General features: G+C 71.9%; 24 protein-coding genes and 1 pseudogene. 4 read left to right on the top strand and 21 right to left on the bottom strand.

Annotation, left to right across the window (positions count from 1 at the left end; genetic code table 11):
- Positions 1-3: 3 nt before the first annotated feature.
- The 4 genes from panD to MJ604_RS00110 form a co-directional block, all read right to left on the bottom strand.
- A complete protein-coding gene (gene panD / locus MJ604_RS00125) occupies positions 4-492 on the bottom strand; it encodes an aspartate 1-decarboxylase (protein WP_308194099.1) in 489 nt (162 codons plus the stop codon).
- Complete coding sequence (gene panC, locus MJ604_RS00120) at positions 492-1,364, bottom strand: pantoate--beta-alanine ligase (protein WP_243056246.1); 873 nt, start codon at positions 1,362-1,364, stop codon at positions 492-494. The genes panD and panC overlap by 1 nt, the downstream gene beginning before the upstream one ends.
- The gene (locus tag MJ604_RS00115; protein WP_243056245.1) at positions 1,361-2,260 is read right to left on the bottom strand and encodes a Rossmann-like and DUF2520 domain-containing protein; all 900 of its coding nucleotides are present in this window, start codon (positions 2,258-2,260) and stop codon (positions 1,361-1,363) included. The genes panC and MJ604_RS00115 overlap by 4 nt, the downstream gene beginning before the upstream one ends.
- Before the next feature lie 307 nt (positions 2,261-2,567).
- Positions 2,568-3,599, bottom strand: a complete 1,032-nt coding sequence (locus tag MJ604_RS00110; protein ID WP_243056244.1) for a sulfotransferase family protein — start codon at positions 3,597-3,599, stop codon at positions 2,568-2,570.
- A gap of 34 nt (positions 3,600-3,633) precedes the next feature.
- On the opposite strand from MJ604_RS00110, the gene MJ604_RS00105 reads away from it, so the two are divergent.
- Positions 3,634-4,743, top strand: coding sequence for a glycosyltransferase family 2 protein (locus tag MJ604_RS00105; protein ID WP_243056243.1), 1,110 nt, complete (start codon positions 3,634-3,636; stop codon positions 4,741-4,743).
- Here the strand turns inward: MJ604_RS00105 and MJ604_RS00100 are convergent, their stop codons facing one another.
- From MJ604_RS00100 to MJ604_RS00090, 3 genes are read right to left on the bottom strand one after another with little or no spacing between them, the layout of a single operon-like run.
- Positions 4,744-5,709, bottom strand: coding sequence for an ABC transporter substrate-binding protein (locus tag MJ604_RS00100; RefSeq protein ID WP_243056242.1), 966 nt, complete (start codon positions 5,707-5,709; stop codon positions 4,744-4,746).
- Positions 5,710-5,760: 51 nt separating this feature from the next.
- Positions 5,761-6,525, bottom strand: coding sequence for an ABC transporter permease (locus tag MJ604_RS00095; protein WP_243056241.1), 765 nt, complete (start codon positions 6,523-6,525; stop codon positions 5,761-5,763).
- Entirely contained in the window at positions 6,522-7,229 is a 708-nt protein-coding gene (locus MJ604_RS00090) for an ABC transporter permease (RefSeq protein ID WP_243056240.1), read from the bottom strand. Before MJ604_RS00090 ends, MJ604_RS00095 begins: the two co-directional genes overlap by 4 nt.
- A 3-nt stretch (positions 7,230-7,232) precedes the next feature.
- Here MJ604_RS00090 and MJ604_RS00085 point away from each other — a divergent pair, with 3 nt between their 5' ends.
- Complete coding sequence (locus tag MJ604_RS00085) at positions 7,233-8,240, top strand: ABC transporter ATP-binding protein (protein ID WP_374458327.1); 1,008 nt, start codon at positions 7,233-7,235, stop codon at positions 8,238-8,240.
- Between the two features lie 60 nt (positions 8,241-8,300).
- On the opposite strand, the gene MJ604_RS24105 is transcribed toward MJ604_RS00085, so the two are convergent.
- Genes MJ604_RS24105 through folP form a run of 6 tightly spaced genes read right to left on the bottom strand, consistent with a single transcriptional unit; the run spans position 8,301 to position 12,329 of the window.
- Positions 8,301-9,383: a GNAT family N-acetyltransferase gene (locus tag MJ604_RS24105; protein ID WP_243056239.1), complete on the bottom strand. Its 1,083-nt coding sequence runs from the start codon at positions 9,381-9,383 to the stop codon at positions 8,301-8,303.
- A gap of 56 nt (positions 9,384-9,439) precedes the next feature.
- Complete coding sequence (locus MJ604_RS00075; RefSeq protein WP_243056238.1) at positions 9,440-10,063, bottom strand: hypothetical protein; 624 nt, start codon at positions 10,061-10,063, stop codon at positions 9,440-9,442.
- Between the two features lie 9 nt (positions 10,064-10,072).
- Positions 10,073-10,558: a DUF3180 domain-containing protein gene (locus MJ604_RS00070; protein ID WP_243056237.1), complete on the bottom strand. Its 486-nt coding sequence runs from the start codon at positions 10,556-10,558 to the stop codon at positions 10,073-10,075.
- Between the two features lie 7 nt (positions 10,559-10,565).
- Positions 10,566-11,135, bottom strand: a complete 570-nt coding sequence (gene folK, locus MJ604_RS00065; RefSeq protein ID WP_243056236.1) for a 2-amino-4-hydroxy-6-hydroxymethyldihydropteridine diphosphokinase — start codon at positions 11,133-11,135, stop codon at positions 10,566-10,568.
- A complete protein-coding gene (folB, locus tag MJ604_RS00060; RefSeq protein ID WP_243056235.1) occupies positions 11,128-11,502 on the bottom strand; it encodes a dihydroneopterin aldolase in 375 nt (124 codons plus the stop codon). The genes folK and folB overlap by 8 nt, the downstream gene beginning before the upstream one ends.
- Positions 11,503-11,504: 2 nt before the next feature.
- Positions 11,505-12,329, bottom strand: coding sequence for a dihydropteroate synthase (gene folP / locus MJ604_RS00055; RefSeq protein WP_243056234.1), 825 nt, complete (start codon positions 12,327-12,329; stop codon positions 11,505-11,507).
- 68 nt (positions 12,330-12,397) lie between these two features.
- Between folP and MJ604_RS00050 the strand changes: the two genes are divergently transcribed.
- Entirely contained in the window at positions 12,398-13,582 is a 1,185-nt protein-coding gene (locus MJ604_RS00050; protein WP_243056233.1) for a sulfotransferase, read from the top strand.
- Positions 13,583-13,590: 8 nt separating this feature from the next.
- Here MJ604_RS00050 and folE read toward each other — a convergent pair whose 3' ends face one another.
- The 7 genes from folE to dacB all read right to left on the bottom strand — a co-directional run bounded on the left by folE (position 13,591) and on the right by dacB (position 21,276).
- Entirely contained in the window at positions 13,591-14,208 is a 618-nt protein-coding gene (gene folE, locus MJ604_RS00045; protein ID WP_243056232.1) for a GTP cyclohydrolase I FolE, read from the bottom strand.
- On the bottom strand, positions 14,205-16,253 hold the full coding sequence (gene ftsH / locus MJ604_RS00040) for an ATP-dependent zinc metalloprotease FtsH (protein ID WP_243056231.1): 2,049 nt from the start codon (positions 16,251-16,253) through the stop codon (positions 14,205-14,207). The genes folE and ftsH overlap by 4 nt, the downstream gene beginning before the upstream one ends.
- A 226-nt stretch (positions 16,254-16,479) precedes the next feature.
- Positions 16,480-17,031 (bottom strand): hypoxanthine phosphoribosyltransferase, encoded by a 552-nt coding sequence (gene hpt / locus MJ604_RS00035; protein ID WP_243056230.1) that lies wholly within the window; start codon positions 17,029-17,031, stop codon positions 16,480-16,482.
- A 15-nt stretch (positions 17,032-17,046) separates the two neighbouring features.
- Entirely contained in the window at positions 17,047-17,772 is a 726-nt protein-coding gene (locus tag MJ604_RS00030) for an Ig-like domain repeat protein (RefSeq protein WP_243056229.1), read from the bottom strand.
- A gap of 122 nt (positions 17,773-17,894) precedes the next feature.
- A complete protein-coding gene (gene tilS / locus MJ604_RS00025; protein WP_243056228.1) occupies positions 17,895-18,869 on the bottom strand; it encodes a tRNA lysidine(34) synthetase TilS in 975 nt (324 codons plus the stop codon).
- Between the two features lie 2 nt (positions 18,870-18,871).
- Positions 18,872-19,903 carry a zinc-dependent metalloprotease gene (locus MJ604_RS00020; RefSeq protein WP_243056227.1) on the bottom strand — a complete coding sequence of 344 codons (1,032 nt, stop codon included), beginning with the start codon at positions 19,901-19,903 and terminating at the stop codon, positions 18,872-18,874.
- A complete protein-coding gene (gene dacB, locus MJ604_RS00015; RefSeq protein WP_243056226.1) occupies positions 19,900-21,276 on the bottom strand; it encodes a D-alanyl-D-alanine carboxypeptidase/D-alanyl-D-alanine-endopeptidase in 1,377 nt (458 codons plus the stop codon). The genes MJ604_RS00020 and dacB overlap by 4 nt, the downstream gene beginning before the upstream one ends.
- Positions 21,277-21,359: 83 nt before the next feature.
- On the opposite strand from dacB, the gene MJ604_RS00010 reads away from it, so the two are divergent.
- Positions 21,360-21,869 carry an inorganic diphosphatase gene (locus MJ604_RS00010; protein ID WP_243056225.1) on the top strand — a complete coding sequence of 170 codons (510 nt, stop codon included), beginning with the start codon at positions 21,360-21,362 and terminating at the stop codon, positions 21,867-21,869.
- 125 nt (positions 21,870-21,994) lie between these two features.
- On the opposite strand, the pseudogene MJ604_RS00005 reads toward MJ604_RS00010, so the two are convergent.
- Positions 21,995-22,210 (bottom strand): annotated as a pseudogene (locus tag MJ604_RS00005) (FliA/WhiG family RNA polymerase sigma factor); the annotation flags it as partial.

The following is a 22,210-nucleotide window of genomic DNA, read 5'->3' as shown; positions in this document are numbered from 1 at the left end:
GCGTCAGCGGATCGGATGTTGGTGGTCGAGCGAGCCGCGCGACTGAGGCACGAGGTCGCGACCGGCGTGTCGAGACCCAGCAGCCAGCTGGTCGCCGCGCACCAGTCCGGAGCCGGCGACGGCCTCCGCCGGGTCGAAGCCGGTCGCCATGATCTTGTTGTCCGCGTCGACGAACACCACGTGCGGCTGGAACGCCTTGGCCTCCGCGGTCTCCATCTGCGCGTAGGCGATGAGGATCACCAGGTCGCCGGGGTGCACCAGGCGGGCCGCGGCGCCGTTGATGCCGATCACGCCGGAGCCGCGCGGGCCCGCGATCGTGTACGTCTCGAGCCGGGCGCCGTTGGTGATGTCGACGATGTGCACCAGCTCGCCGGCCAGCAGGTCGGCGGCGTCGAGGAGGTCCTCGTCGACGGTCACGGACCCGACGTAGTGAAGGTCGGCCTGGGTCACCGTCGCGCGGTGGATCTTGCTCTTCATCATCGTGCGGAGCATCAGCGGTCCTCCAGTCGTCCGAGCACGAGTGGCACGTTGTCGATGAGCCGGGTGGTCCCGACCCGAGCGGCGATCAGGGCCCGCGCCTCGGTCCCGGCCGGTACGGCGTCCGGCAGCCGGCCGAGGAACGGATCGGTGATCACCAGGTAGTCGAGGTCCACGCCCTGCGCGGCGCGCAGCTCGGCGCGGGCGGCATCGAGGGCGACGTCCGGGCCGTAGTGGGCGACCTCCTGGGCCGCCCGCAGGGCGCGGCTGAGCGCGACCGCGTTGTCGCGCTGCTCGGCGTCGAGGTAGCGGTTGCGGCTCGACAGCGCGAGGCCGTCGGGCTCGCGGACGGTCTCGGCGCCGACGACCTCGACCTGCATGTTGAGGTCGAGCACCATCCGCCGGATCAGCGCGAGCTGCTGGTAGTCCTTCTGCCCGAACACCGCGACGTCGGGGCGCACCAGCCCGAACAGCTTCGCGACCACGGTCAGCACGCCGCGGAAGTGGCCGGGGCGGGTCTTGCCCTCGAGCACCCGCGCGAGCGGGCCGGGGCGCACCATCACCTGCGGCTCGCCACCGGGGTAGACCTCGTCGACGCTGGGGGCGAACACGATGTCGACACCCTCGGCGGCGCACAGCTCGAGGTCGGCGTCGAGGGTGCGCGGGTAGCGGTCGAGGTCCTCGTTCGGCCCGAACTGGAGCGGGTTCACGAAGATCGACACGACCACGGGACCGCTGCCGACACGCTCGCGGGCCACCCGCACCAGGCTGGCGTGACCCTCGTGGAGCGCGCCCATGGTCGGCACGAACCCGACGGGTCCGGACCGGTCCGCGAGCAGCGCGGCGAGCTCCTCGCGCGTGTGGGCGAGGGCGGGGCTGGAGGTCATCGGCGCCGCGCGGCCTGGAGGACGGCGGTCCGCTCGGCGTCGTCGATGACGCGGCGGATCGCGTTGGCGCGGATCGGCAGCACGCGGCCGTCGGTCACCACGCGGTCGAGGGTGTCGCGGGCGAGGGCGACGTACGACGGCATCGTGTGCGGCGCGTTCGCGGTGATGTCGGCCAGGTGGGCGCGGACCGTGTTGACGTCGCCGCGCACGATCGGGCCGGTGAGCGCGGCGTCGCCGTGCTCGAGGGCGTTGTCGAGGGCCGCGGTGAGCAGCGGGCGCAGGGTGCCGGCCGGGTCGTCGGCGCCGGCCGCGGCGAGCAGCTCCATCGCCTGCGTCACCAGCGTGACCAGGTGGTTCGCGCCGTGCGCGAGCCCGGAGTGGTAGAGCGTGCGCATCTGCTCGGGGACCCACATCGGGCTGCCGCCGAGGTCGGCGACCAGGCCCTCGGCGAACGCCTTCTCGTCGTCGCCCGCGGTCAGGCCGAACACGCAGCCGGTCAGCCGGTCGAGGTCGAGAGCGGTGCCGGTGAACGTCATCGCGGGGTGCATCGCGACCACCCGCGCGCCGACGCGCCGGGCCGGCTCGAGGACGGCCAGCCCGTGGCGGCCGGACGTGTGCACGACGTACTGCCCCGGGCGGATCGCGCCGCTGTCGCTGAGCACCGTGACGACGTTCTCGAGCATGTCGTCGGGCACGGTCAGCAGCAGCAGGTCGGCGGAGCGCGCGACGTCGGAGGGCTTCGCGTGCCGGACCCCGGGGAGCAGGTCGGCGATGCGCGAGCGCGAGGCGTCGGACTCGCCGGCGGCGGCGACCACGGTGTGGCCGGCGGCCTGCAGGGCGGCGGCCAGGACGGCGCCGACGCGGCCTGCGCCGACGACGCCGATGCGGTGCGTCATGGGTGTCGAACCTTTCGTTCCAGTCCCTCCGACCACCCCTCCCTGAGCTGCGGGGCGGGGCCGGTTCGGGTACCGGACGGTGTGCTCGTCGTGGCTTCTGTCGGGGAGTTTCTACCCCAACCGGTTCGAATGTACGCGCCGGTCCAGTCCGGGGTAACCCGGCGCCGACGTGACCTTCCCGACACTCAGGAACGGGGCCGCCGCCGCTCCGACCCCGCTGCTTGTAACGCGGGGTTATGCCCTCTGGTGACCCCCTTTTTACGGGGATACCAGAGGGCATAACCCCGCGTTACATGGGTTGGGCGGCTCAGCGCGGGCGGCGCAGCACCTTCCGCACACCCCGACGCAGCGGAGCGGGCACCAGGGCGCGGACGCCGTGGGGGATCCGGTCCGCACCTGAGGGCGCGGGCGCCGCCGGCTTCCCGGGGGTACGGCGCGCGCACTGCTCCGCGGCCACCACGGACGACCGGGTGATCGCCTCGGACTCGGCGTACAGGTCGACGTAGCCAGCGCGGAGCTGGTCGAGCGCCTCGTGCACCTCCGCGGTGTCGCCGCCCGGCTCGGCCAGCCTGTTCAGCTCGGCCCAGGTCTGGGCGGTCAGCTCGTGCAGCCGCGGCGGCAGGCCCAGGTCGTCGAGCGTCTGGGTCATCCGGCGCAGGTCGGGGTCGACGAACCGGTCGCCCTCCGCGATCGCGGCGGGGCTCGCGTGCTGCACGTGCGCGAGGCCGAGCTGCTCGCCGACCGGCATCACCACGCTCTTCCAGTCGCTGAGCAGGTCGCCGTACCGGACGAACGCGCGGTCGCTGCCGCGCGTGGCCAGCTCGGTGTGCAGCAGCACGTTCAGCCAGGACGCCGCGAGGTGCGCCGAGCCGAGCCGGCTCTGGTAGTAGGTCTGGCGGCTGCCAACCACCTCGGCCGGCGGGCGCAGCATGGTCGCGAACACCGGGCGGGCACCCGTGCGGGCCGCGGCGACGCGCCAGAGCGTGAGGAACCAGCTCAGCCGCGGGTCCTTGACGACCAGCTCGGACCCGGCCGCGAAGTGGCCCTCGAGCCACTGCGCCGCACGGGCCTGCTCGTGCTCGTGGCCCGAGAGCCGGTCGGTCTCGACCCAGGCGTCCGGCCGCGCGTCGCTCACCTGGACGACGGCCTCGCGCAGCAGCCGGTCGTGGTTCTCGACGACCCACTGCGGCTCGCCGAAGCCCTTCGGGTTGGTCTCGTCCGCGACCACCTCGGGCTGCGGGACGTGCAGCCCCAGGATCTGCATGAGGCCGGCCATCGTGCTGGTGCCGCTGCGGCCGGCACCGGCCACGAACAGCACCGTGCGCGGGTAGTCGGTCACGAGGAGGGAGCCTAACGGTCGGTACGGTGCGGCCATGAGGTTCGGGCGGCGCTCGCCGCTGGTCAGCGTGGTCGTCCCCGTCTACGAGGTCGAGGCCTACCTGCCCGCCGCGCTCGACAGCGTGCTCGCCCAGACCCACGAGAACCTGCAGGTCGTGGTCGTCGACGACGGCTCGACCGACGGGTCCGGGGCGATCGCGGACGAGTACGCCGCTCGCGATCCACGGGTCCTGGCGGTGCACACCGAGAACCGCGGCCTCGGCGCCGCCCGCAACGAGGGGCAGCGGCACGCCACCGGTGACCTGCTGGCCTTCGCCGACTCCGACGACGTCGTGCCTCCCGATGCGTACGCCGTGCTGCTCCGCCAGCTCACCCGGTCCGGGGCGGACTTCGTCACCGGCTCGGTCGCCCGGCTGGACGACGGCGTGCTCACCGAGCTGCCGTGGATGCGCCGGCTGCACCGCGAGCGCGTGGCGCTCCCGGTCGAGCAGCACCCGGAGATCCTGGGCGACGTGTTCGCGTGGAACAAGCTGTTCCGCCGCGCGTTCTGGGACGGCGCGGAGCTGGCCTGGCCCGAGGGCATCCGCTACGAGGACCAGCCGACCACGACCGCGGCGTACGTCCGCGCGCGCCGCTTCGGTGTCGCGCCGGAGGTCGTCTACCACTGGCGGATCCGGTACGACGGCTCGTCGATCACCCAGCAGCGCTCGTCACTCGACGACCTGCGCGACCGCTGGACGACCAAGCGGATGTCGCTGCAGACCGTGGAGGACTTCGGCTCCAAGAAGACCAGCAGGGTGTTCCACGACAAGGTGCTGGCCGGCGACCTGCACCGCTACTTCGCCGAGATCCCCGGCTGCTCCGACGAGTGGTGGGACCTGCTGGTGGCCGGCGTCCGCGAGTTCTGGGGCACCCGGTCGCTGGTGCACTCCGGCCTGCCGCCGGTGCACCGCCTGACCGGTTGGCTGGTCGAGACCGGCCGCCGCGTCGACGCCGTCCGGGTGATGGAGTACGTCGCCGCGCTCGGGGGGCCGGTGCCCCAGGTCCGGACAGCGCAAGGGCCGCGGATCGACGTGCCGGGTCTGGACCCGGCGACCGTCGACCCCGCGGCCCTCGTGCTGCGGGACTTCGAGGTGCGCGTCTAGCTACTCCTCGACGAGGCCCTCGTCGACGAGGAACTGGTGCGCGACGTCCTCGGGCTTGGCCCGGTCGATCGACACCTGGCCGTTGAGCTCAGTGAGCTTCTCGGTGGTCAGCGCCGCCATCAGCGCGTTGAGCGTGTCCGCGATGTCCGGGTTGGCGTCGAGGAACTCGGTGCTGAGCGCCGGGACGAGGTTCTGCGCCGGCTGGATCTGCTTGTCGTCCTCCAGGAGCACCAGACCCTGGCCCTCGAGGGTGCCGTCGGTGGTGCTGGTCAGGCCGAGCTGGGCCTCACCGTCGAGCACCGACTGGTAGGTCTGGTCGGTGGCGAAGCCGAGCGGCAGGATCTTCGTGATGTCGATGCCGTAGTCCTCGGTCAGACCGGTCGAGCAGTCGAGGCGGCCCTCGCAGTCGGGGGCGGCCGCCAGCACGACGGACTTCCCCTCGAGGTCGGAGAGCGTGGTGACGCCCTCGGACTCGGAGTACTCCTGCGTCACGAAGAACGCGTTCGTGTCGGTCGCGGTGGACTGGTCGAGCAGCGTCATCCCGGCGTCGTCGAGCAGGGACTTGCCCTGGTCGGCGAGCTCCTGGCCGTCGCCGGCGACGAACGGCTCGGCCTTGGCACCGTTGGCCTGGGCGTTGAGGAAGTTGACGATGCCGCCGACGTACTCGGGGATCACGTCCACGCTGTCGGGGAACGTCGCCATGTAGACGTCCCGGGTGTCGACCAGCTTGAGGTCGGTGTCGTAGCCCGCGTCGGTCAGGAGCTCGTCGTACATCGCGGCGACCAGGGCCGCCTCGGGCCAGCTCTGGCTGGCGATGCGGACCGCGCCCTTGTCGGTCGTGGCGGCCGGGGTCGAGCTGTCGTCGTCGGCCGCCTCGCCGTCGGACAGGTCGTCACCGGCACAGGCGGTGGCGAGGAAGAGGGAGCCGACGGCTAGTACCGCGGCGAGGGAACGTCGTACCTGCATTGCATCACCTTCTGTGTCCCGCGAACGGTGCCGCGCGTGTCCGGATCCTGCTCACGGCCGAGGTGGCTCGGCCGCCTCGGTAACCATAGGTGGGACCGCCGACATTCCCCGACGGCGTTTCGTTCTCGGAGCGCGCGGGTTCGGGTCCAGCACCCGCTGGGCCAGCGCGGCGAGCACCTCGAGCACCAGCGCGACCACGGCGACGACGACCGCGCCGGCGATGCCCTGCCCGTAGTTGGTGCGGTAGAAGCCCTCCGTGATCACGTTGCCGAGGCCCGGCCCGGCGACCAGCGCGGCGATGGTCGCGGTCGCCCAGACCTGCACGACAGCGAGCCGGAGCCCGAGCAGGATCAGCGACGCCGCCAGCGGCAGCTCGACGCGCGCGAACTTCTGCCAGCCGCTCATGCCCATGCCGTCCGCGGCCTGCCGCACGGCCGGCGAGACCTCGCGGATGCCGACGTTGGCGTTCGTGATGATCGGCGGCAGCGCGAACAGCGTGAGCGCGATGATCGTGGCCAGCCCGGCGCGGCCGTACGGCCCGAACTCCGCCGTACCGGGCCAGTCGGCGGTGACGAGGAACGCCAGCAGCGCGAACGTGGGGACGGCGCGGCCGACGTTCGAGACGTTGATGGCGAGCAGGTTCCCGCGGCCCAGGTGGCCGAGCCACAAGGCGATCGGCAGCCCGATCAGCGCCGCCACCACCAGCGCCGTGAAGCTCAGCAGCAGCTGCTGCACCAGCAGGTGCAGCATCCCGTCGTCGCCCGTCCAGTTCGCCGGGTCGGTCAGGTAGTCCCAGGTGTCGGAGATGACGATCACGCCCGCACCCCCCGGGTCCACGGCGTCAGCAGCCACTGGGCGAAGACGATCAGCACGTCGAACAGCACCGCGATCAGCACGCACAGGATCGACGCGGTCATCAGCTCGGCGCGGAAGTTCGACGTCACGCCGTCCTTGATCAGGTTGCCGAGGCCGCCGTACGACACGAGCGAGCCGACGGTGGTCAGCGCGACCGTCGACACGGTGGCGACGCGGAGGCCGGCCATGATCACCGGCAGCGCGAGCGGGAGCTCGACGAGGAACAGCAGCCGCGTCGCGCCGTACCCCATCCCGCGCGCGGACTCACGCACACCGGACGGCACCGAGCGCAGCCCCTCGAGCATGCTGCGCACCAGGACCGTCAGCGCGTACAGCGCCAACGCGATCACGACCGTCGTCGCGCTGATGCCGGTGAACGGCACCATCAGGGGCAGCAGCGCCAGCGACGGGATCGTGTAGATCGCCGTGGCGGTGCCGAGGATGCCGGTCTCGAGGCGCGGGAGCCGGCGCGCGATGAGGGCCAGCGGGAACGCGATCAGGACGCCGAGGACGACCGCGGCGATCGTGATGCCGAGGTGCTGGATCGTCGCGTCGGTGATCTCCTGCTGGTAGTCGCGGACGTACTGCCCGCAGAACCACTCGTTCGTGAGCCTGCTGTAGCAGCTCGGCTCGGCCGCGGCCGCCGATGCCGCTAGTAGGGTCACCGCATGGACGGTACCGGTTCCGCCACCATGATCCGGCTGAGCGGCGTCGGTAAGACGTACGACGACGGCACCGTCGCGGTGCAGCAGCTGGATCTCGAGGTGAGGCGCGGCGAGCTCGTCTGCCTGGTCGGCCCCTCGGGCTGCGGCAAGTCGACGACGCTGAAGATGATCAACCGGCTGATCGAGCCGACCACGGGCAGCATCGAGATCGACGGCCAGGACGTGACCCGGCAGGACCCGGTCCAGCTGCGCCGCGGGATCGGCTACGTGATCCAGCAGGTGGGGCTCTTCCCCCACCAGAAGATCATCCAGAACGTCATGACCGTTCCGCTGCTGTACGGCGAGTCGAAGGCCAAGGCGCGGGAGCGGGCCAGCGAGCTGCTCGAGCTCGTCGGCCTCGACCCGGCGACGTACGCCGACCGGTACCCGCACCAGCTCTCGGGCGGACAGCAGCAGCGGGTCGGCGTGGCCCGCGCGCTCGCGGCGAACCCGCCGGTGCTGCTGATGGACGAGCCGTTCGGCGCCGTCGACCCGATCGTGCGCCTGCGGCTGCAGGACGAGTTCCTGCGGCTGCACGACGAGCTCGGTGTGACGGTCGTGTTCGTCACCCACGACATCGACGAGGCGGTGCGCCTCGGCGACCGGGTCGCGGTGTTCGCGACCGGCGGCCGGCTGGCGCAGTACGACACCCCCGCGCGCCTGCTCGGCCGCCCGGCCGACGACTTCGTCGCGGACTTCGTGGGCTCGACCAGCGGGCTGCGGCGCCTGGCGGTGATCCCGCTCGATCCCGAGCACGTCGAGCCGCTGGACGGCGTCCGCACCGGCGACCTCGACGCGGTCATCGACGTCGACACGACGCTCGGCGACGCGCTCGCCGTACTGCTGCGCGAGGACCGCGGCCTGGTGGGAGTGAAGCAGGGTGCCCGGTTCGTGGGGGTGCTGACGCCGAACGGGGTGCACCAGGCGCTGCGGGCGGCTCTGGCGGAGATGGCCCTGGCTGATACTCCCTGACGGTTCCGGGGTCTGGGAACGTTCCCAAACCCCGGAAACGTCAGGGACTACCCCAGAACGTCAGCTGACCGGGACGTCGCGGTGCCAGGACTCGGTGACGTACTTCGTCTCCCAGCCCATCGACGTGTAGAGGCCGGCGGCGCCGGTCGGCGAGTCGGCGTCGACCTCGAGGCCGACGCGGTCGCGACCGCGGGCCGCTGCGTCGGCGATGATCGTGCGCAGGAGGCCCTTGGCGACCCCACGGCCGCGGGCGGCCTCGAGCACGCCGAGGTAGGCGACGTACGACCCGTCGGGGCCGGTGCTGCTCTCGGAGACGCTGCCGATCAACGCACCGACCGGCTGCGGGGAGTCACCGTCGACGAGCTCGGCCAGCCACCAGTGGTCCCAGCGGTGCCCCGGGTCCTCGCGCAGCCGGTGCAGGAACTCCTCGAAGGTCTCCTCGCTGGAGTTGAAGTGGTCGGTGAACGCGCTCTCGAGCACGTCGTGGATCTCGCGCAGGTCGTCCTCGTCGGGCATCCCGTCGCCGGTGCGGCGTACCAGCCGGAACACCACGCCGCCGGACTCCCAGTGGTCGGGGGTCTCGACGAGCTCGTCCTCGTCCGGTGAGACCGGGCGGCTCATCTGCCACCAGGTCCGGACCTTGGCGAAGCCGGCACCCTCCAGCCACCTCGCCTGGCGCTCGTCGCCCTGGAACGTGCCGGTGTCGATCTGCTGGGCCGTCAGGCCGCGGGCGGCGCCGACCGAGCGGGCCTGGGCCTCCGCCCACGCGAGGAGTACGTCGGAGCAGCGGTCCGCGACGTCGTCGGGCAGGTCGCGCTCCACGATGTGCACGAACAGCATCCGGCCGGCCGAGCGGTCGTGGACGCTCCCCCAGGCGTGGATCTCGCCGTCCGCGTCACGGATCACGACGTTCTCGCGCATCCGCAGGCCGTGCTCGGAGACCTCGACGAGCACGTCGTCGACCGAGGCGCCCGCCCAGCCGCGGCCGTGCCGCTCGTGGTTGCGGAGCAGGTGCGCCAGCCGAGCGACGTCGAAGCGGTCCGCGGGGTCGGGGACGCCGACGGACCAGCCCGCGGGGAGCCCGGAGGCGTCGCCGACGAGGCCCTCCGGGTCGCTGTGGAAGCGGTTGTCGTTCGGAAGCACGTCAACCTCCTCCCGCTCTGGGAGGAGGCTGAAACGTGTTACGCGTCTCGGGTCCGTCAGATGACGCGCTTGTGCGCCTCGGCGGCCTGCCACGCGGCGGTCACCGTCTCCAGCTCGGAGCGCACGACGTCGAGCTGCTGCTCGAGCTCGGCGACCTTCATCTGGGCGGCGTTGGCGCGCGCCTCGGCACCCGCGCGGCTCTGCTCGAGCCGGATCGCCGAGTCGCGGCTGTCCTGCTCGGCCGCCTTGTGCCGACGCGTCTCCGCGGCCAGCCGTCGGGCGGCGTCGCCGGCGCGCTGCTGCGCGGCCGCGAGCGCGTCCTCGAGCTCGACGATGATGCCCTCGTGCAGCTCGAGCCGCGACTGCATCTCCTCGACGAACGCGGCGTTCTCAGCCGTCCGCTCGACGGTGATGTCGCGGTAGGCCTGGGCCTGCGCGGCCCGGTCGCGTGCGGCCTCGCGCCGCGCCGTGACCAGCTCGGAGTAGGTGATGCGGGACGCGGCCGCGCCGAGTACGACGGCCAGGACGGCGGCGATCGACACCAGGAGCGGCGTACCGCTCGCGATCGCGCCGACGACGACCACCGCGGCGACGCCCACGAGGACGGCTGCGAGGGTCAGGCGGGTGCTGCGTTGCCGGCGCCGGTTGCGCGCGGACGGACGTGCCTGTGGGGAAGACATACAGGCAGGTTAGGACTCATTTTCGTCCGTTTTGACGCGACACGCTCGCTCGAGGAGCAGCGAGGTGATCACGATGGCGATGCCCGCTAGACCAGCCACGACCGATCGCCACACCCGCTGGGACCCCAGCTCGGTGTCCACACCGACCCAGCTGAGGGCGTAGCCGAGGTAGCCGCCGGCCACCAGCGCACCCACCAGCGCGCAGGCCCGGGCCAGCACCAGCCGGTTCACGGCCTGTTGCGGCTCGAGGCGCTGGTCGTGGACGTGGATCGTGCGCCAGGTGAGGAACGCCGTGGCGCCGAGGATCGCGGCGACCAGGACCAGCGCGAGCGGCTGCGCCCAGGTGACGATCGGCGCGGTGTCGCGCATCCGCTCGGCGAGCGGGTGCAGGACCCAGCCGCCGACCAGGCCGATCAGGCCCCAGACGGTCAGGGCTCCCGCGGAGGTCGGCCTCAGCCGCCCACCCGGCGGCTCGCCGGACGGGTCGGCGCTCACCAGTGGGTCACTGGAACTGGAGGACCAGGTCGTCGCGCAGCTTCATGCCGCTCTGGTCGGCCTGGTCGAGCAGGTCGGCGATCGGGCCGCGCTCGGGCAGCTCGGCGTCGGGCTCGAGGTCGAGCCACGGACGCAGCACGAACGCGCGCTCGCCGGCCCGCGGGTGCGGGAGGCGGAGGAAGTCCTCGTTGCTGCGCCGGTCGCCGACCACGATCAGGTCGACGTCCAGGGTGCGCGGCGCGTTCTTGACCTCGCTGCGCTCACGCTCGAACGCGTCCTCGATCGCCAGGGCGCGGTCCATGAGACGCGTCGCGGCCAGGGTGGTGTCGATCAGCACGACGGCGTTGAGGAACGTCTTCGCGTCCGGCGGGCAGTCCACCGGCTCGGTCTCGTAGACCGGCGACACGGCGGTGATCCACACGTCCGGGGTGTCGGCCAGCGCGTTCACGGCACCCTGGAGGCTGGCCAGCCGCTCCCCGAGGTTCGAGCCCAGCGCCAGCACCGCCCGTCGGATCGGGCGCATCTCCCCCGTCAGGGTGTCCGCATCGATGATGTTGGGGTTGGGGGTCTCAGTCACGGCGGCCCTCGCGTTTCCGGGTGATCGTCAGCACGACGTCCGAGAACGTCGCGTCGATGGGTGCGTCCGGCTTGTGAACGGAGACCCGCGCCCATTCAACACGACCGTCCAAGAGGCAGACGTCCGCGATCCGCTGGGCCAGAGTCTCGATCAGGTCGACCGGATCCTTCTCCACGGCGGCTTTCACCGAGGCCACGAGACTCCCGTAGTCGACGGTGTCTTGCAAGTCGTCGGACGCCGCCGCGGGGCTGGTGTCGATGCCGAGCACCAGGTCGATCACGAAGATCTGGCCCTCGCGCTTCTCGAACTCGAAGACGCCGTGGTGGCCGTAGCACTCGATGCCGGTCACGCTCAGCTCGTCGACCATCGTCACCCCTGATCTCTCAGCTGCTCGACGACCCGGAGGGCGTCGCTGGCAGCGCGTACGTCGTGCACCCGCAGGCCCCACACTCCGCGCTGCGCGAGGTGCACGGTGAGGGCGGTGTTGGCGTGCTCCCGCCCGTCGACCGGACGGGCGGTCCCGCCGTCGGCGAGGAGACTACCGAGGAACGACTTGCGGCTCGCACCCACCAGGAGCGGGTGCCCGAGGCCCTGGATCGCGTCCAGCTCGCGCAGCAGCCCCCAGTTGTGCTCGGCACGCTTCGCGAAGCCCAGCCCCGGGTCCAGCACGATGCGCTCCGGAGCGACTCCGGCCGCCAGGATCGCCTTGACCCGCGCCGCGAGCTCGTCGCGGACCGCCTGCACGACGCCACCAGGGCCGTCGTACACGGCGAAGTCACGCATGTGGTCGGCGTGCGCGCGCCAGTGCATCGCCACGTACGTCGCTCCGCTCGCGGCGACCACCTCGAGGATGCCCGGGTCGGCCAGCCCCCCGGACACGTCGTTGACGATCGTGGCGCCGGCCGCGAGCGCGGCCGCGGCGACCTCGGCGCGCATCGTGTCGACGGAGACCACCGCGCCCTCGGCGGCCAGCGCGGTGATCACCGGGATCACCCGGCCGAGCTCCTCGGTGACCAGTGGCCGGGTCGCGCCCGGGCGGGTCGACTCGCCGCCGATGTCGAGGATGTCCGCGCCGTCGGCGAGCAGCTCGCGGCCGTGGGCGACGGCGGCTGCGGGCTCGAGCCAGCGGCCGCCGTCGGAGAACGAGTCCGGCGTGACGTTGACGACGCCCATCAGCAGCGGGGTCGTGGGCATGGGTCAACGCTAGTGGTACTGGTCCGCACCCCCTGGACACCCGACTGAGAGCCCGTATTATCCGCGGTGTGACGGTCATCACCACCGCAGAGCGCCGCGACCGGCTGGTCGCCGCCGCCATCGAGTCCGCCGGCCACGACGACTTCGGGTCGGACAGCTGGCACGAGGGGCTCGACATCTACCTCGAGTCGCTCGCCGAGAGCGCCCGGCTCAACGAGATCGGCGTCGGTGTCGCCGACGACGGGATCGTCGGGGACCTCGCCAACCGGCTGCGGATCGAGGCCTGGCGCGCGGAGCATCCCGAGGTGGCCGCGCAGGAGGTACGCCGCCCGATCGTCATCGTCGGCCAGCCCCGGACCGGCACCACGATCCTGCACGACCTGATGGCGCAGGACCCGGCCAACCGCGCCCCGATCAGCTGGGAGCTCGAGCGCCCGGTCCCGGCCCCGCGGACGGAGACGTTCTGGACCGACCCGCGCATCGACGAGTGCCAGGCCGGCTTCGACCTGGTGGAGTCGTTCATCCCCGGCTTCACCGCGTTCCACGAGCTCGGCGCGCGCCTGGCGCAGGAGGACGTCCGGATCTTCACCAGCGACTTCCGGTCGATGCAGCACTCGCTGCAGTTCGAGGTGCCGGCGTACAACCGCTGGCTGCTGCACGAGGCGGACATGGCGCCGGCGTACCGCTGGCACCGCCGCTTCCTCCAGCACCTGCAGTCCGAGCACCACGCCGAGCGCTGGCTGCTGAAGTCGCCCGCGCACCTGTGGGCGCTGCCGGCGCTGCTCGCGGAGTACCCGGACGCCGTGGTCATCCAGACCCACCGCGACCCGCTCAAGGTGATCGCGTCGATCAGCGCCCTCGGCGCCAGCCTGCGCGAGATGACCACCGACCACTTCGAGGTCACCCGGCTCGCGGAGCAGTACGGCGACGACATCCCCGTCGGCCTCGACCGCGCCCTCCAGGCCCGCCGCGACGGGCTCTTCGGGCCCGGGCAGGTCGTCGACGTGCGCTACCAGGACATCCGCCACGACCTGATCGGGGCGGTCGGCCGGATCTACGACGAGATCGGCCTCGAGCTCACCGCCGAGGCGGAGTCCCGGATGCGCGCGTTCCTCGCCGCCCACCCCGGCGACCAGGGCGGCAGCCTGAAGCGCTACTCCTTCAGCGAGACCGGCCTCGACGAGAACGTCCTGCGCGAGCGGGTGCGCGAGTACCAGGAGTACTTCGAGGTGGAGTCCGAGCCGCTGGGCTGAGGGCTGCGCTAGCCAGCGCGGTGGATCAGCGCCATCGCCTCGGCGCGGGTGGAGGCGTTCGACCGCATGGAGCCGCGTACGGCGGAGGTGATGGTGCGCGCGCCCGCCTTCTTCACCCCGCGCATGGTCATGCAGAGGTGCTCGGCCTCGACCACCACGATGACGCCGCGGGCGCCGAGGAGGTCCATCAGCGCGTCGGCGACCTGGGTCGTCAGCCGCTCCTGCACCTGCGGGCGCTTGGCGTAGAGGTCGACGAGCCGGGCCAGCTTCGACAGCCCGGTGATCTTGCCGGTCTCGGCCGGGATGTAGCCGACGTGCGCGACGCCGGTGAACGGCACCAGGTGGTGCTCGCACATCGACCACAGCTCGATGTCACGCACCAGCACCATCTCGTCGTGGCCGAGGTCGAACGTCGTGGTCAGCACGTCCTCCGGGGCCATCCGCAGACCCGCGGTCAGCTCGGCGTACGCCCGCGCGACCCGGGCCGGGGTGTCGTGCAGCCCCTCGCGGTCGGGGTCCTCGCCGATCGCGTACAGCAGCTCGCGCACGGCGGCCTCGGCTCGCGCGTGGTCGAACGGCGGGATCTCGTGCGGGCCCCGGCCGTCGGGGCGGATGGAGTCGGTCATCGCGGCGGCAGCTCGGGGGACTGGCCCGATCCACCGCCGATGCCCGGGTCCCCGTGCACGTCGCCACCGGACCCCGGCGGCGTCAGGATCGCGCCGGACTCCTCGCCGTTGCTCGCCGCACCGTTCGCGGCCACGCGGTCCTTGATCCACTGCGGGATCTCGACCGGCGGGATCGTCGACGGCACGCGCTGGTCGGACCCGGTCCACGCGGGACGCTCGGGACGGCGGCGCAGCGCCTCGAAGATCCGCGCGACCTGCTCCTTGTCGAGGGTCTCCTTGTCGAACAGCTCGAGGACCAGCGCGTCGAGGACGTCGCGGTTCTCCTCGAGGATCTCGAAGGCCTCCTGGTGCGCGGTCGCGAGCAGCTTCTTGGTCTCCTCGTCGACGATCGCGGCGACGTCCTCGGAGTAGTTCCGGGTGTGGCCGAAGTCGCGACCGAGGAACGGCTCGGAGTTGGAGTCGCCGAGCTTGATCGCGCCCAGCCGCTCGGTCATGCCGTACTGGGTGACCATCGCCCGGGCCAGGTTGGTGGCCTTCTCGATGTCGTTGCCCGCGCCGGTGGTCGGGTCGTGGAAGATCAGCTCCTCCGCGGCCCGGCCGCCCAGCATGTAGGCGAGCGTGTCGAGCATCTGCGAGCGCGTCTGCGAGTACTTGTCCTCGTCGGGCAGCACCATCGTGTAGCCCAGCGCCCGGCCGCGCGGCAGGATCGTGATCTTGTGCACCGGGTCGGTGCCGGGCAGCGCCGCGGCGACGAGGGCGTGGCCGCCCTCGTGGTAGGCCGTGATGAGCTTCTCCTTCTCGCTCATCAGGCGGGTGCGCCGCTGCGGGCCGGCGATCACGCGGTCGATGGCCTCGTCGAGGGCTTCCTTGGTGATCAGCTTCTGGTTGCCGCGCGCGGTGAGCAGCGCGGCCTCGTTGAGCACGTTGGCCAGGTCGGCGCCGCTGAAGCCGGGGGTACGCCGCGCGACCGAGCGCAGGTCGACGTCCTGGGCGAGCGGCTTGCCGCGCGAGTGGACCTGGAGGATCTGCTGGCGACCGGAGAGGTCCGGGGCGTCGACCTGGATCTGGCGGTCGAATCGGCCCGGGCGCAGCAGCGCCGGGTCGAGGACGTCGGGCCGGTTGGTGGCCGCGATCAGGATGACGCCGCCGCGGACGTCGAAGCCGTCCATCTCCACGAGCAGCTGGTTGAGGGTCTGCTCGCGCTCGTCGTGGCCGCCGCCCATGCCGGCGCCACGGTGCCGGCCGACGGCGTCGATCTCGTCGATGAAGACGATCGCCGGGGCGTTCTCCTTGGCCTGCTCGAAGAGGTCGCGGACGCGGGACGCACCCACGCCGACGAACATCTCGACGAAGTCCGAGCCGGAGATCGAGTAGAAGGGGACGCCGGCCTCACCCGCGACGGCGCGGGCGAGCAGCGTCTTGCCGGTCCCCGGCTGGCCGTAGAGCAGCACGCCCTTCGGGATCTTGGCGCCGACGGCCTGGAACTTGGCGGGCTCCTGGAGGAACTCCTTGATCTCGCCGAGCTCCTCGATGGCCTCGTCGCAGCCGGCGACGTCGGCGAACGTCGTCTTCGGCATGTCCTTGGTGATCAGCTTCGCCCGCGACTTCGCGAACTGCATGACACCGCGGCCACCACCGCCCTGGACCTGGTTCATCAGGAACAGGAACAGCAGGATGATCAGCGCGAACGGGAGCAGGGTCGCCAGGATCGAGCCGAGCAGGCTCGGCTTGGGTACGTCGACCGTGAACTTCTCGGTGTTGCCCTCGTCGACCTGCTTCTGGACCTCGGCCTGGATCTCGGCCTGGGTGCCGTCGAGCCAGAACGCGGAGACCTTGTCGCCGTTCTGGAGCACCGCCTTGATCTGCTGCTCACCTCCGTCGACGAAGGTGATCTCCTTGACGTCGCCCGCGGAGATGTGGTCCACCATCTCGGAGGACTCGATCTCCTCGCCGCCCCGGTTGGGTGCGAGGTACTGCAGGGCGAGCAGGACGCCCACCACGGCCAGGACGATCCACAGCCAGGGACCCTTGAATATGCGCTTCACAGGCTTCTCTCGGACGAGCTCATCGGAACGGTCGACGGTACACGTGTAGGCGTCACCGGTCCCATTGTCGCAGGCCCACCCAGGAGCGTCCGCCGAGGTTCACTCCACGTTGAATCGGGAGTTTCCGTCACTCGAATCGGGACTTTCGGTCACCGGGCTGGCAGGAACTCCCGATCGAACGGACGGAAACCCCCGACTCAACGGACGGAAAGTCCCGATTCAACCGTCAGGAGTAGACGTGGGGGGCGAGGGTGCCGATGTCGCGGAGGTTGCGGTAGCGCTCGCGGTAGTCGAGGCCGTAGCCGACGACGAACTCGTTCGGGATGTCCCAGCCGACGTACTTCACCTCGACCGGCATGGTCAGCGCCTCGGGCTTGCGCAGCAGCGTGCAGATCTCGACGCTCGCCGGGTTGCGCGAGGTGAGGTTCGAGGTCAGCCACGACAGCGTCAGGCCGGTGTCGATGATCTCGTCGACGATGATCACGTGCCGGCCGGAGATGTCGGTGTCGAGGTCCTTGAGGATCCGGACGACGCCACTGGACTTCGTTCCGGAGCCGTACGACGACACCGCCATCCAGTCCATCTCGAGGTGCCGGCTGAAGCTGCGGGCCAGGTCGGCCATCACCATCACCGCGCCGCGCAGGATGCCGACGATCAGGATGTCGCGGCCCTCGTAGTCGGCTTCGATCTCCCCGGCCAGCTCCCGCAGCCGGTCCTGGATCTGCTCCTCCGTGAAGAGGACGTTGACGAGGTCGTTCTCCACGTGGGACGAGTCCATGGCGGAGAGCCTAGGTCACTTGCGGGACTTCACGACCATGAGGGTGATCGTCTTCGAGGCGGACGACTCGAGGGTGGCGGAGCCCAGGAAGTGGGCCTTCAGGACGTGCCCGCCCTTGCCCAGCTTGTCGAGGACGACGGTCACGGCGCCCTTGTTGCCGACCTTGATCTCACCCGAGCCGACGACCTTGTTGCCCTCGCGGATCTCGACCGAGCCGGCCGGGGTCTTCGTCGCCTTGGACGCGACCGTCACGACGACCGCACCGCGGCCCTTGGTGGTGACGCTGCGGCTGACCAGGGCGGCCGATGTGGTGGTCGGGTCCGGGGACTTCTCGATGCCGATCTCGCCCAGGCTGACCTTCTGCCTGGGTCGGGTGACCTCGATGCCCGAGTACTTGACGGTCTCGTAGCCCTTCTTGGACAGCGTGACCGTGTACGTGCCCGGCTTGCCGACCTCGAGGTAGAAGTAGCCGTGCTGCGGGCCGGAGGCCCAGGCGCTGGCGTACGTCTCGGCGGACGCGACCGCGGTGGAGCCCTGGGTCGCCCTGACGGTCACGCCGTCGACGTTGTTGCCGAACTGGTCGGCGACGACGCCCTGGATCAGCGGGGCAGGGCTCACCTTGGACGCCTTGGCGACCGAGACCGCGGTGTGCGACGGAGCGGCGGATGCCGGCAGGACCTGCGGCGCGAGCAGCAGGGCCGCGCCAGTGAAAAGCGCGGCAGTGACACGTGGCCAGGACATCGGGCCCCCCTCGGATGGTTCGTGGCGCACAACCAGTGTGCTGGAAGTCGCGCGGTTCCGCTTCAGAACCGCTTGATTGGGGTATCGGCAGCCCGGCGCCGCACCTGAAGGCCACCGAGGGGCTATTCCGCCGCTGGATGCCCCGTGATCGAGAGCCGGCCGTCGCTGCGCCGGCAGCGGAGGTGACCCGGGAGGTCCACCCACTTCTGCCCGCGCCAGTCGGTGAGCAGCGCGTCCATGGCCAGCACGTGCTCGTGGAACAGCTCCGAGGCCGGTGCACCGGCGGCCAGCGCGGCCAGCCGCAGCACCCGGCGCCGGATCGGCGCGGCCTGGTCGAGCAGCCCGTCGACGGGCAGGTCGGACAGGGCGGCGTACGCCGCCTCGGCGACGTCGTCGAGGAGGTCCATGTCCTCGCGGAGCTGGTCCGCGGTGCGCGCGAGGGTCTCGGCGACACCGGGGCCGAGGTGCTCCTCGAGGACCGGCAGCACGGTGCGGCGTACGCGCACGCGGGTGTACGCCGGGTCGCTGTTGTGCGGGTCGTCCCAGAACTCGATGCCCTCCACCTGGCAGGCGGTGACCGTGTCCGCGCGGGACACGTCGAGGAGCGGGCGGACCACCCGGTCGTAGCGGCGCCGCATCCCGGCGAGCGACCGCCCCCCGGAGCCGCGGGTGAGGCCGAGCAGCACGGTCTCGGCCTGGTCGTCGCGGGTGTGGCCGAGCAGCAGCGCGGTCGCGTCGACCCGCTCGGCGATCTCCTCGAGGACGGCGTACCGCGCCCGACGCGCGGCCGCCTCGGGCCCGATGCCGCTCGCCTCGACGCGCACGGTCGCGCTGAACGTCTCGTCGGCGCCGAGCGCGGCCATCTGCTCGACGACGTGCGCGGCGTGCTCGGCCGAGCCGTCCTGGAGGCCGTGGTCGACGGTCGCGCCGACGACCCGCCACCCGGCCTTGCGGCCCTCGAAGACCGTGGCAGCCAGGAGCGCGAGCGAGTCGGCCCCGCCGGAGCAGGCGACGACGACGGTCCGCCCGGCGTCGAGGCCGGCGAGGGAGCGGCGTACGGCGAGGCGTACGCCGGCGATCGACGGGTGGAGACTCACCGCTAGAGGACTCGGGTGATCCAGGCCTGCGGGTCGGCGATCTCGCCCTTGGAGGGGAGGTTCTCGGGCCCGGCCCAGACCGCGTTGAACTCGTCCATCCCGGCCTTGTCGACGACCGCGCGGACGAACTTCGCGCCGTCGCGGTACTGCGCCATCTTCGCGTCGAGGCCGAGCGCGCGGCGCAGGAAGCGGTCCAGCACGCCGACGCCCTTGCGGCGCTTGTTGAAGCGCTTGCGGATCGAGGCGACCGACGGGATGACCGACGGGCCGACGCCGTCCATGACCACGTCCGCGTGCCCCTCGAGCAGCGACATCACGCCGGTGACCCGGTCGATGATCTCCTTCTGCTCCGGCGTGCTCATCGCGTCGACGAGGCTGCCGCCGTCCTTGCCGCCCTTGAGCGCCTGGGCGAGCCGGCCGACGCCGTCCTCGAGCATGCCCGAGGGCTCGAGGCTGTCGGCGATCGCGTGCATCTCGCCGAGCAGGTGGTCGGCCATCCACGGCACCGCGGTGAACTGCACGCGGTGGGTCTCCTCGTGCAGGCAGACCCAGAGCCGGAAGTCGTGCGGGTCGACGTCGAGCTCGCGCTCGACGTGGACGATGTTCGGGGCGACCAGCAGCAGCCGGCCGGCGGGCGCGTGGAACGGGTCGAACTGGCCGAGGACCTTGCCGGCCATGAAGCCGAGCAGGGCGCCGACCTCGAGGCCGGTGATCCGGGACCCGACCGTGCGGGCGAGCCCGGTCGGCGCCTTCGAACCGGAGGTGAGCTTGTCGACGACCGGGGCGAGGACGGTCGCGAAGCCGTCGGCGTTCGCCTGCACCCAGCCGGCGCGGTCGACCACGAGGATCGGGGCGGTGCGGTCGGCGGCGACCAGCCCGGTGAAGTCGCGCACCAGCCCGGTCGACCGGTTCGCCCCGTCGCGCAGCTCCTGGACGACGGTGTCGGCCTCGGCCCGGCCGATCTGTGGGCCCTCGCCGGCCAGCCGGGACCCCACGGACACCGCGAGCGACCAGTCGACCATGCCCGTGCTCATGGAGCGACCGTACCCGCGGCTCCACAACGGCAGTCGGCAAGCGCGGCGGTGATGTCGTCGAGCGCGTCGCGGGCGTCGAGCGTGTCCAGCAGCGCGATCCGGTCGGCGAGCAGCGCGAACACCATCGGCGCCCCGGTGCGGTCGATGACCGTCCCGGCCAGCCCGCTCACGCCGGTGAGGGTGCCGGTCTTCGCGCGGACCAGCCCGCGGCCGGGGTCGTCCGAGTCCTCGAACCGCTCGCTCAAGGAGCCGGTGAACCCGGCGACCGGCAGCCCGGTGAGCACCGCCCGCAGCTCGGGGTGCTCGGCCGCGCCGGCCAGCTCCAGCAGCGCGGTCAGCGTCGCCGGCTCGAGCCGGTTCTCGCGGGAGAGCCCGCTGCCGTCGTACACCTTCGCGCCCTCGAGAGGTACGCCGAGCGCCTCCAGGGTCTCGAGCACGCCGCTGGCGCCGGCCTCGAACGAGCCCCTGCCGCCGGTGGCGAGCCCGACGTGGCGGGCGAGCACCTCGGCGGCCTCGTTGTCGCTGTACTCGAGGGTGTGCTCGACGATCCGCGACAGCGGCTCGCTGCTGACCTGGGTCAGTACGTCGCCGTCGCCCGCGAGTCCCTCGGTCGGCTCGCCGGCCACCCGCACACCAGCCTTGCCGAGGGCCGCGGCGAACTGCTCGGCCGCGGCCAGCGCCGGGTCGGCGACCCGGCCGTAGCCGTCGGGGTCGCGGCCCTCGTCGACCCACAGCGCCTGGATCGGCGACACGATCTGCTCCCCCACGTAGGTGTCCGGCCAGTGCGGGTTGTCGTCGGGGCCGCTGAACAGGGTGGCGTCGTACTCGACGCGGACCGCGCCGGTCACCTGGGTGGCGGTCTCGCGGGCGAGCTTCGTCAGGTCCTCGGCGGACAGCAGCGGGTCACCGCCGCCGACCAGGACCACGCGCCGCGGCCCGCCCGAGACGACCGAGGTCTCGAGGGTGTGGTCGGGCCCGAGGGTCGCCAGCGCGGCGGCGCTGGTGAGCAGCTTCAGCGTCGAGGCCGGGATCGCCGAGCCGGCCCCGTCGGCGAACAGCAGCGTCCCGTCCAGCCCGGCGACCATCGCGAGCACGTGCGGCCCGAGGTCGTCGTCGTCGAGGAGGCCGGCGAGGGCGCGGCGCACCTTCGCGGGGTCGGGCGTACCTGCCGCCTGCTCCGCGACCGGGGCGGGCGCGACCAGCTCGGGCAGGTCGAGGCCGGGAGGCGGGGGCACGGCGGCGGGCGTCTCGGGCTCGGCGGGGCTGTCGTCGAGCACGAAGACCGTAGTGGCGGCGACGAGGACGCCCAGCACCAGCAGCACCGGGAGCCAGAAGGCGACCCGGGAGCCGTGGCGTACGTCACGTCGTCCCACTGTTCACCCCTCCGACTGCGCGTTTGCGGCCATTGTGCGGGAGACTGGACGGCGCCCGCTCCGCGGGCCCCGACGAAAAGACGATGGCGGAGGAAGACGTGCTCGAGTTCGACGTGCTGGTGGAGATCCCCAAGGGTGAGCGCAACAAGTACGAGGTCGACCACGAGTCCGGCCGGCTGCGTCTCGACCGGACCCTGTTCACGTCGACGGCGTACCCCGCCGACTACGGCTTCATCGAGAACACCCTCGGCCAGGACGGCGACCCGCTCGACGCGATGGTCATCCTCCAGCAGCCGACCTTCCCGGGCTGCCTGATCCGCTGCCGCGCGATCGGCATGTTCCGCATGACCGACGAGGCCGGCGGCGACGACAAGGTCCTGTGCGTCCCCGCGAGCGACCCGCGCCTGGAGCACCTGCGCGACATCAGCCACGTCTCGAAGTTCGACCGCCTCGAGATCCAGCACTTCTTCGAGGTCTACAAGGACCTCGAGCCCGGCAAGTCCGTCGAAGGCGCGGAGTGGGTCGGCCGCACCGAGGCCGAGGCCGAGGTGCACGCCTCGTTCGACCGCCTCAAGGCGACCGGCGGCCACTGAGCCTCTGCTCGACATGACGGAAGCCCCGGTTCATCGAACCGGGGCTTCCTGCGACTGTGGGGGACAGTCGCGCGGGGGTGGAACCCGCGCGGCACGCCGTACGCCACCGGCGTGCCGCACGGAAATCAGGCGCTGACGCTGACCCGATCGCCGCGCACGGGGCGGCGTACGCCGGCGGCGTGCCGGTCGGCGACGGCGGCGAAGTAGCTCTCGCGACGCTTGGCCGCGCAGCCCTCGGGCTTGGTCTCGGGCGCGAGCGCCTCGGGGTTCAGCTCGTGGTTGAGGGCGTCGCGCAGGAGGACCAGCGCCTCGGCACGCAGCTGGGAGATCCGGGACTCGGT

It is taken from the genome of Nocardioides sp. SR21, from assembly GCF_022761125.1.
In the GTDB taxonomy this organism is placed as follows: Bacteria; Actinomycetota; Actinomycetes; order Propionibacteriales; family Nocardioidaceae; genus Nocardioides.
This window is presented reverse-complemented; position numbering and strand designations above follow the sequence as displayed.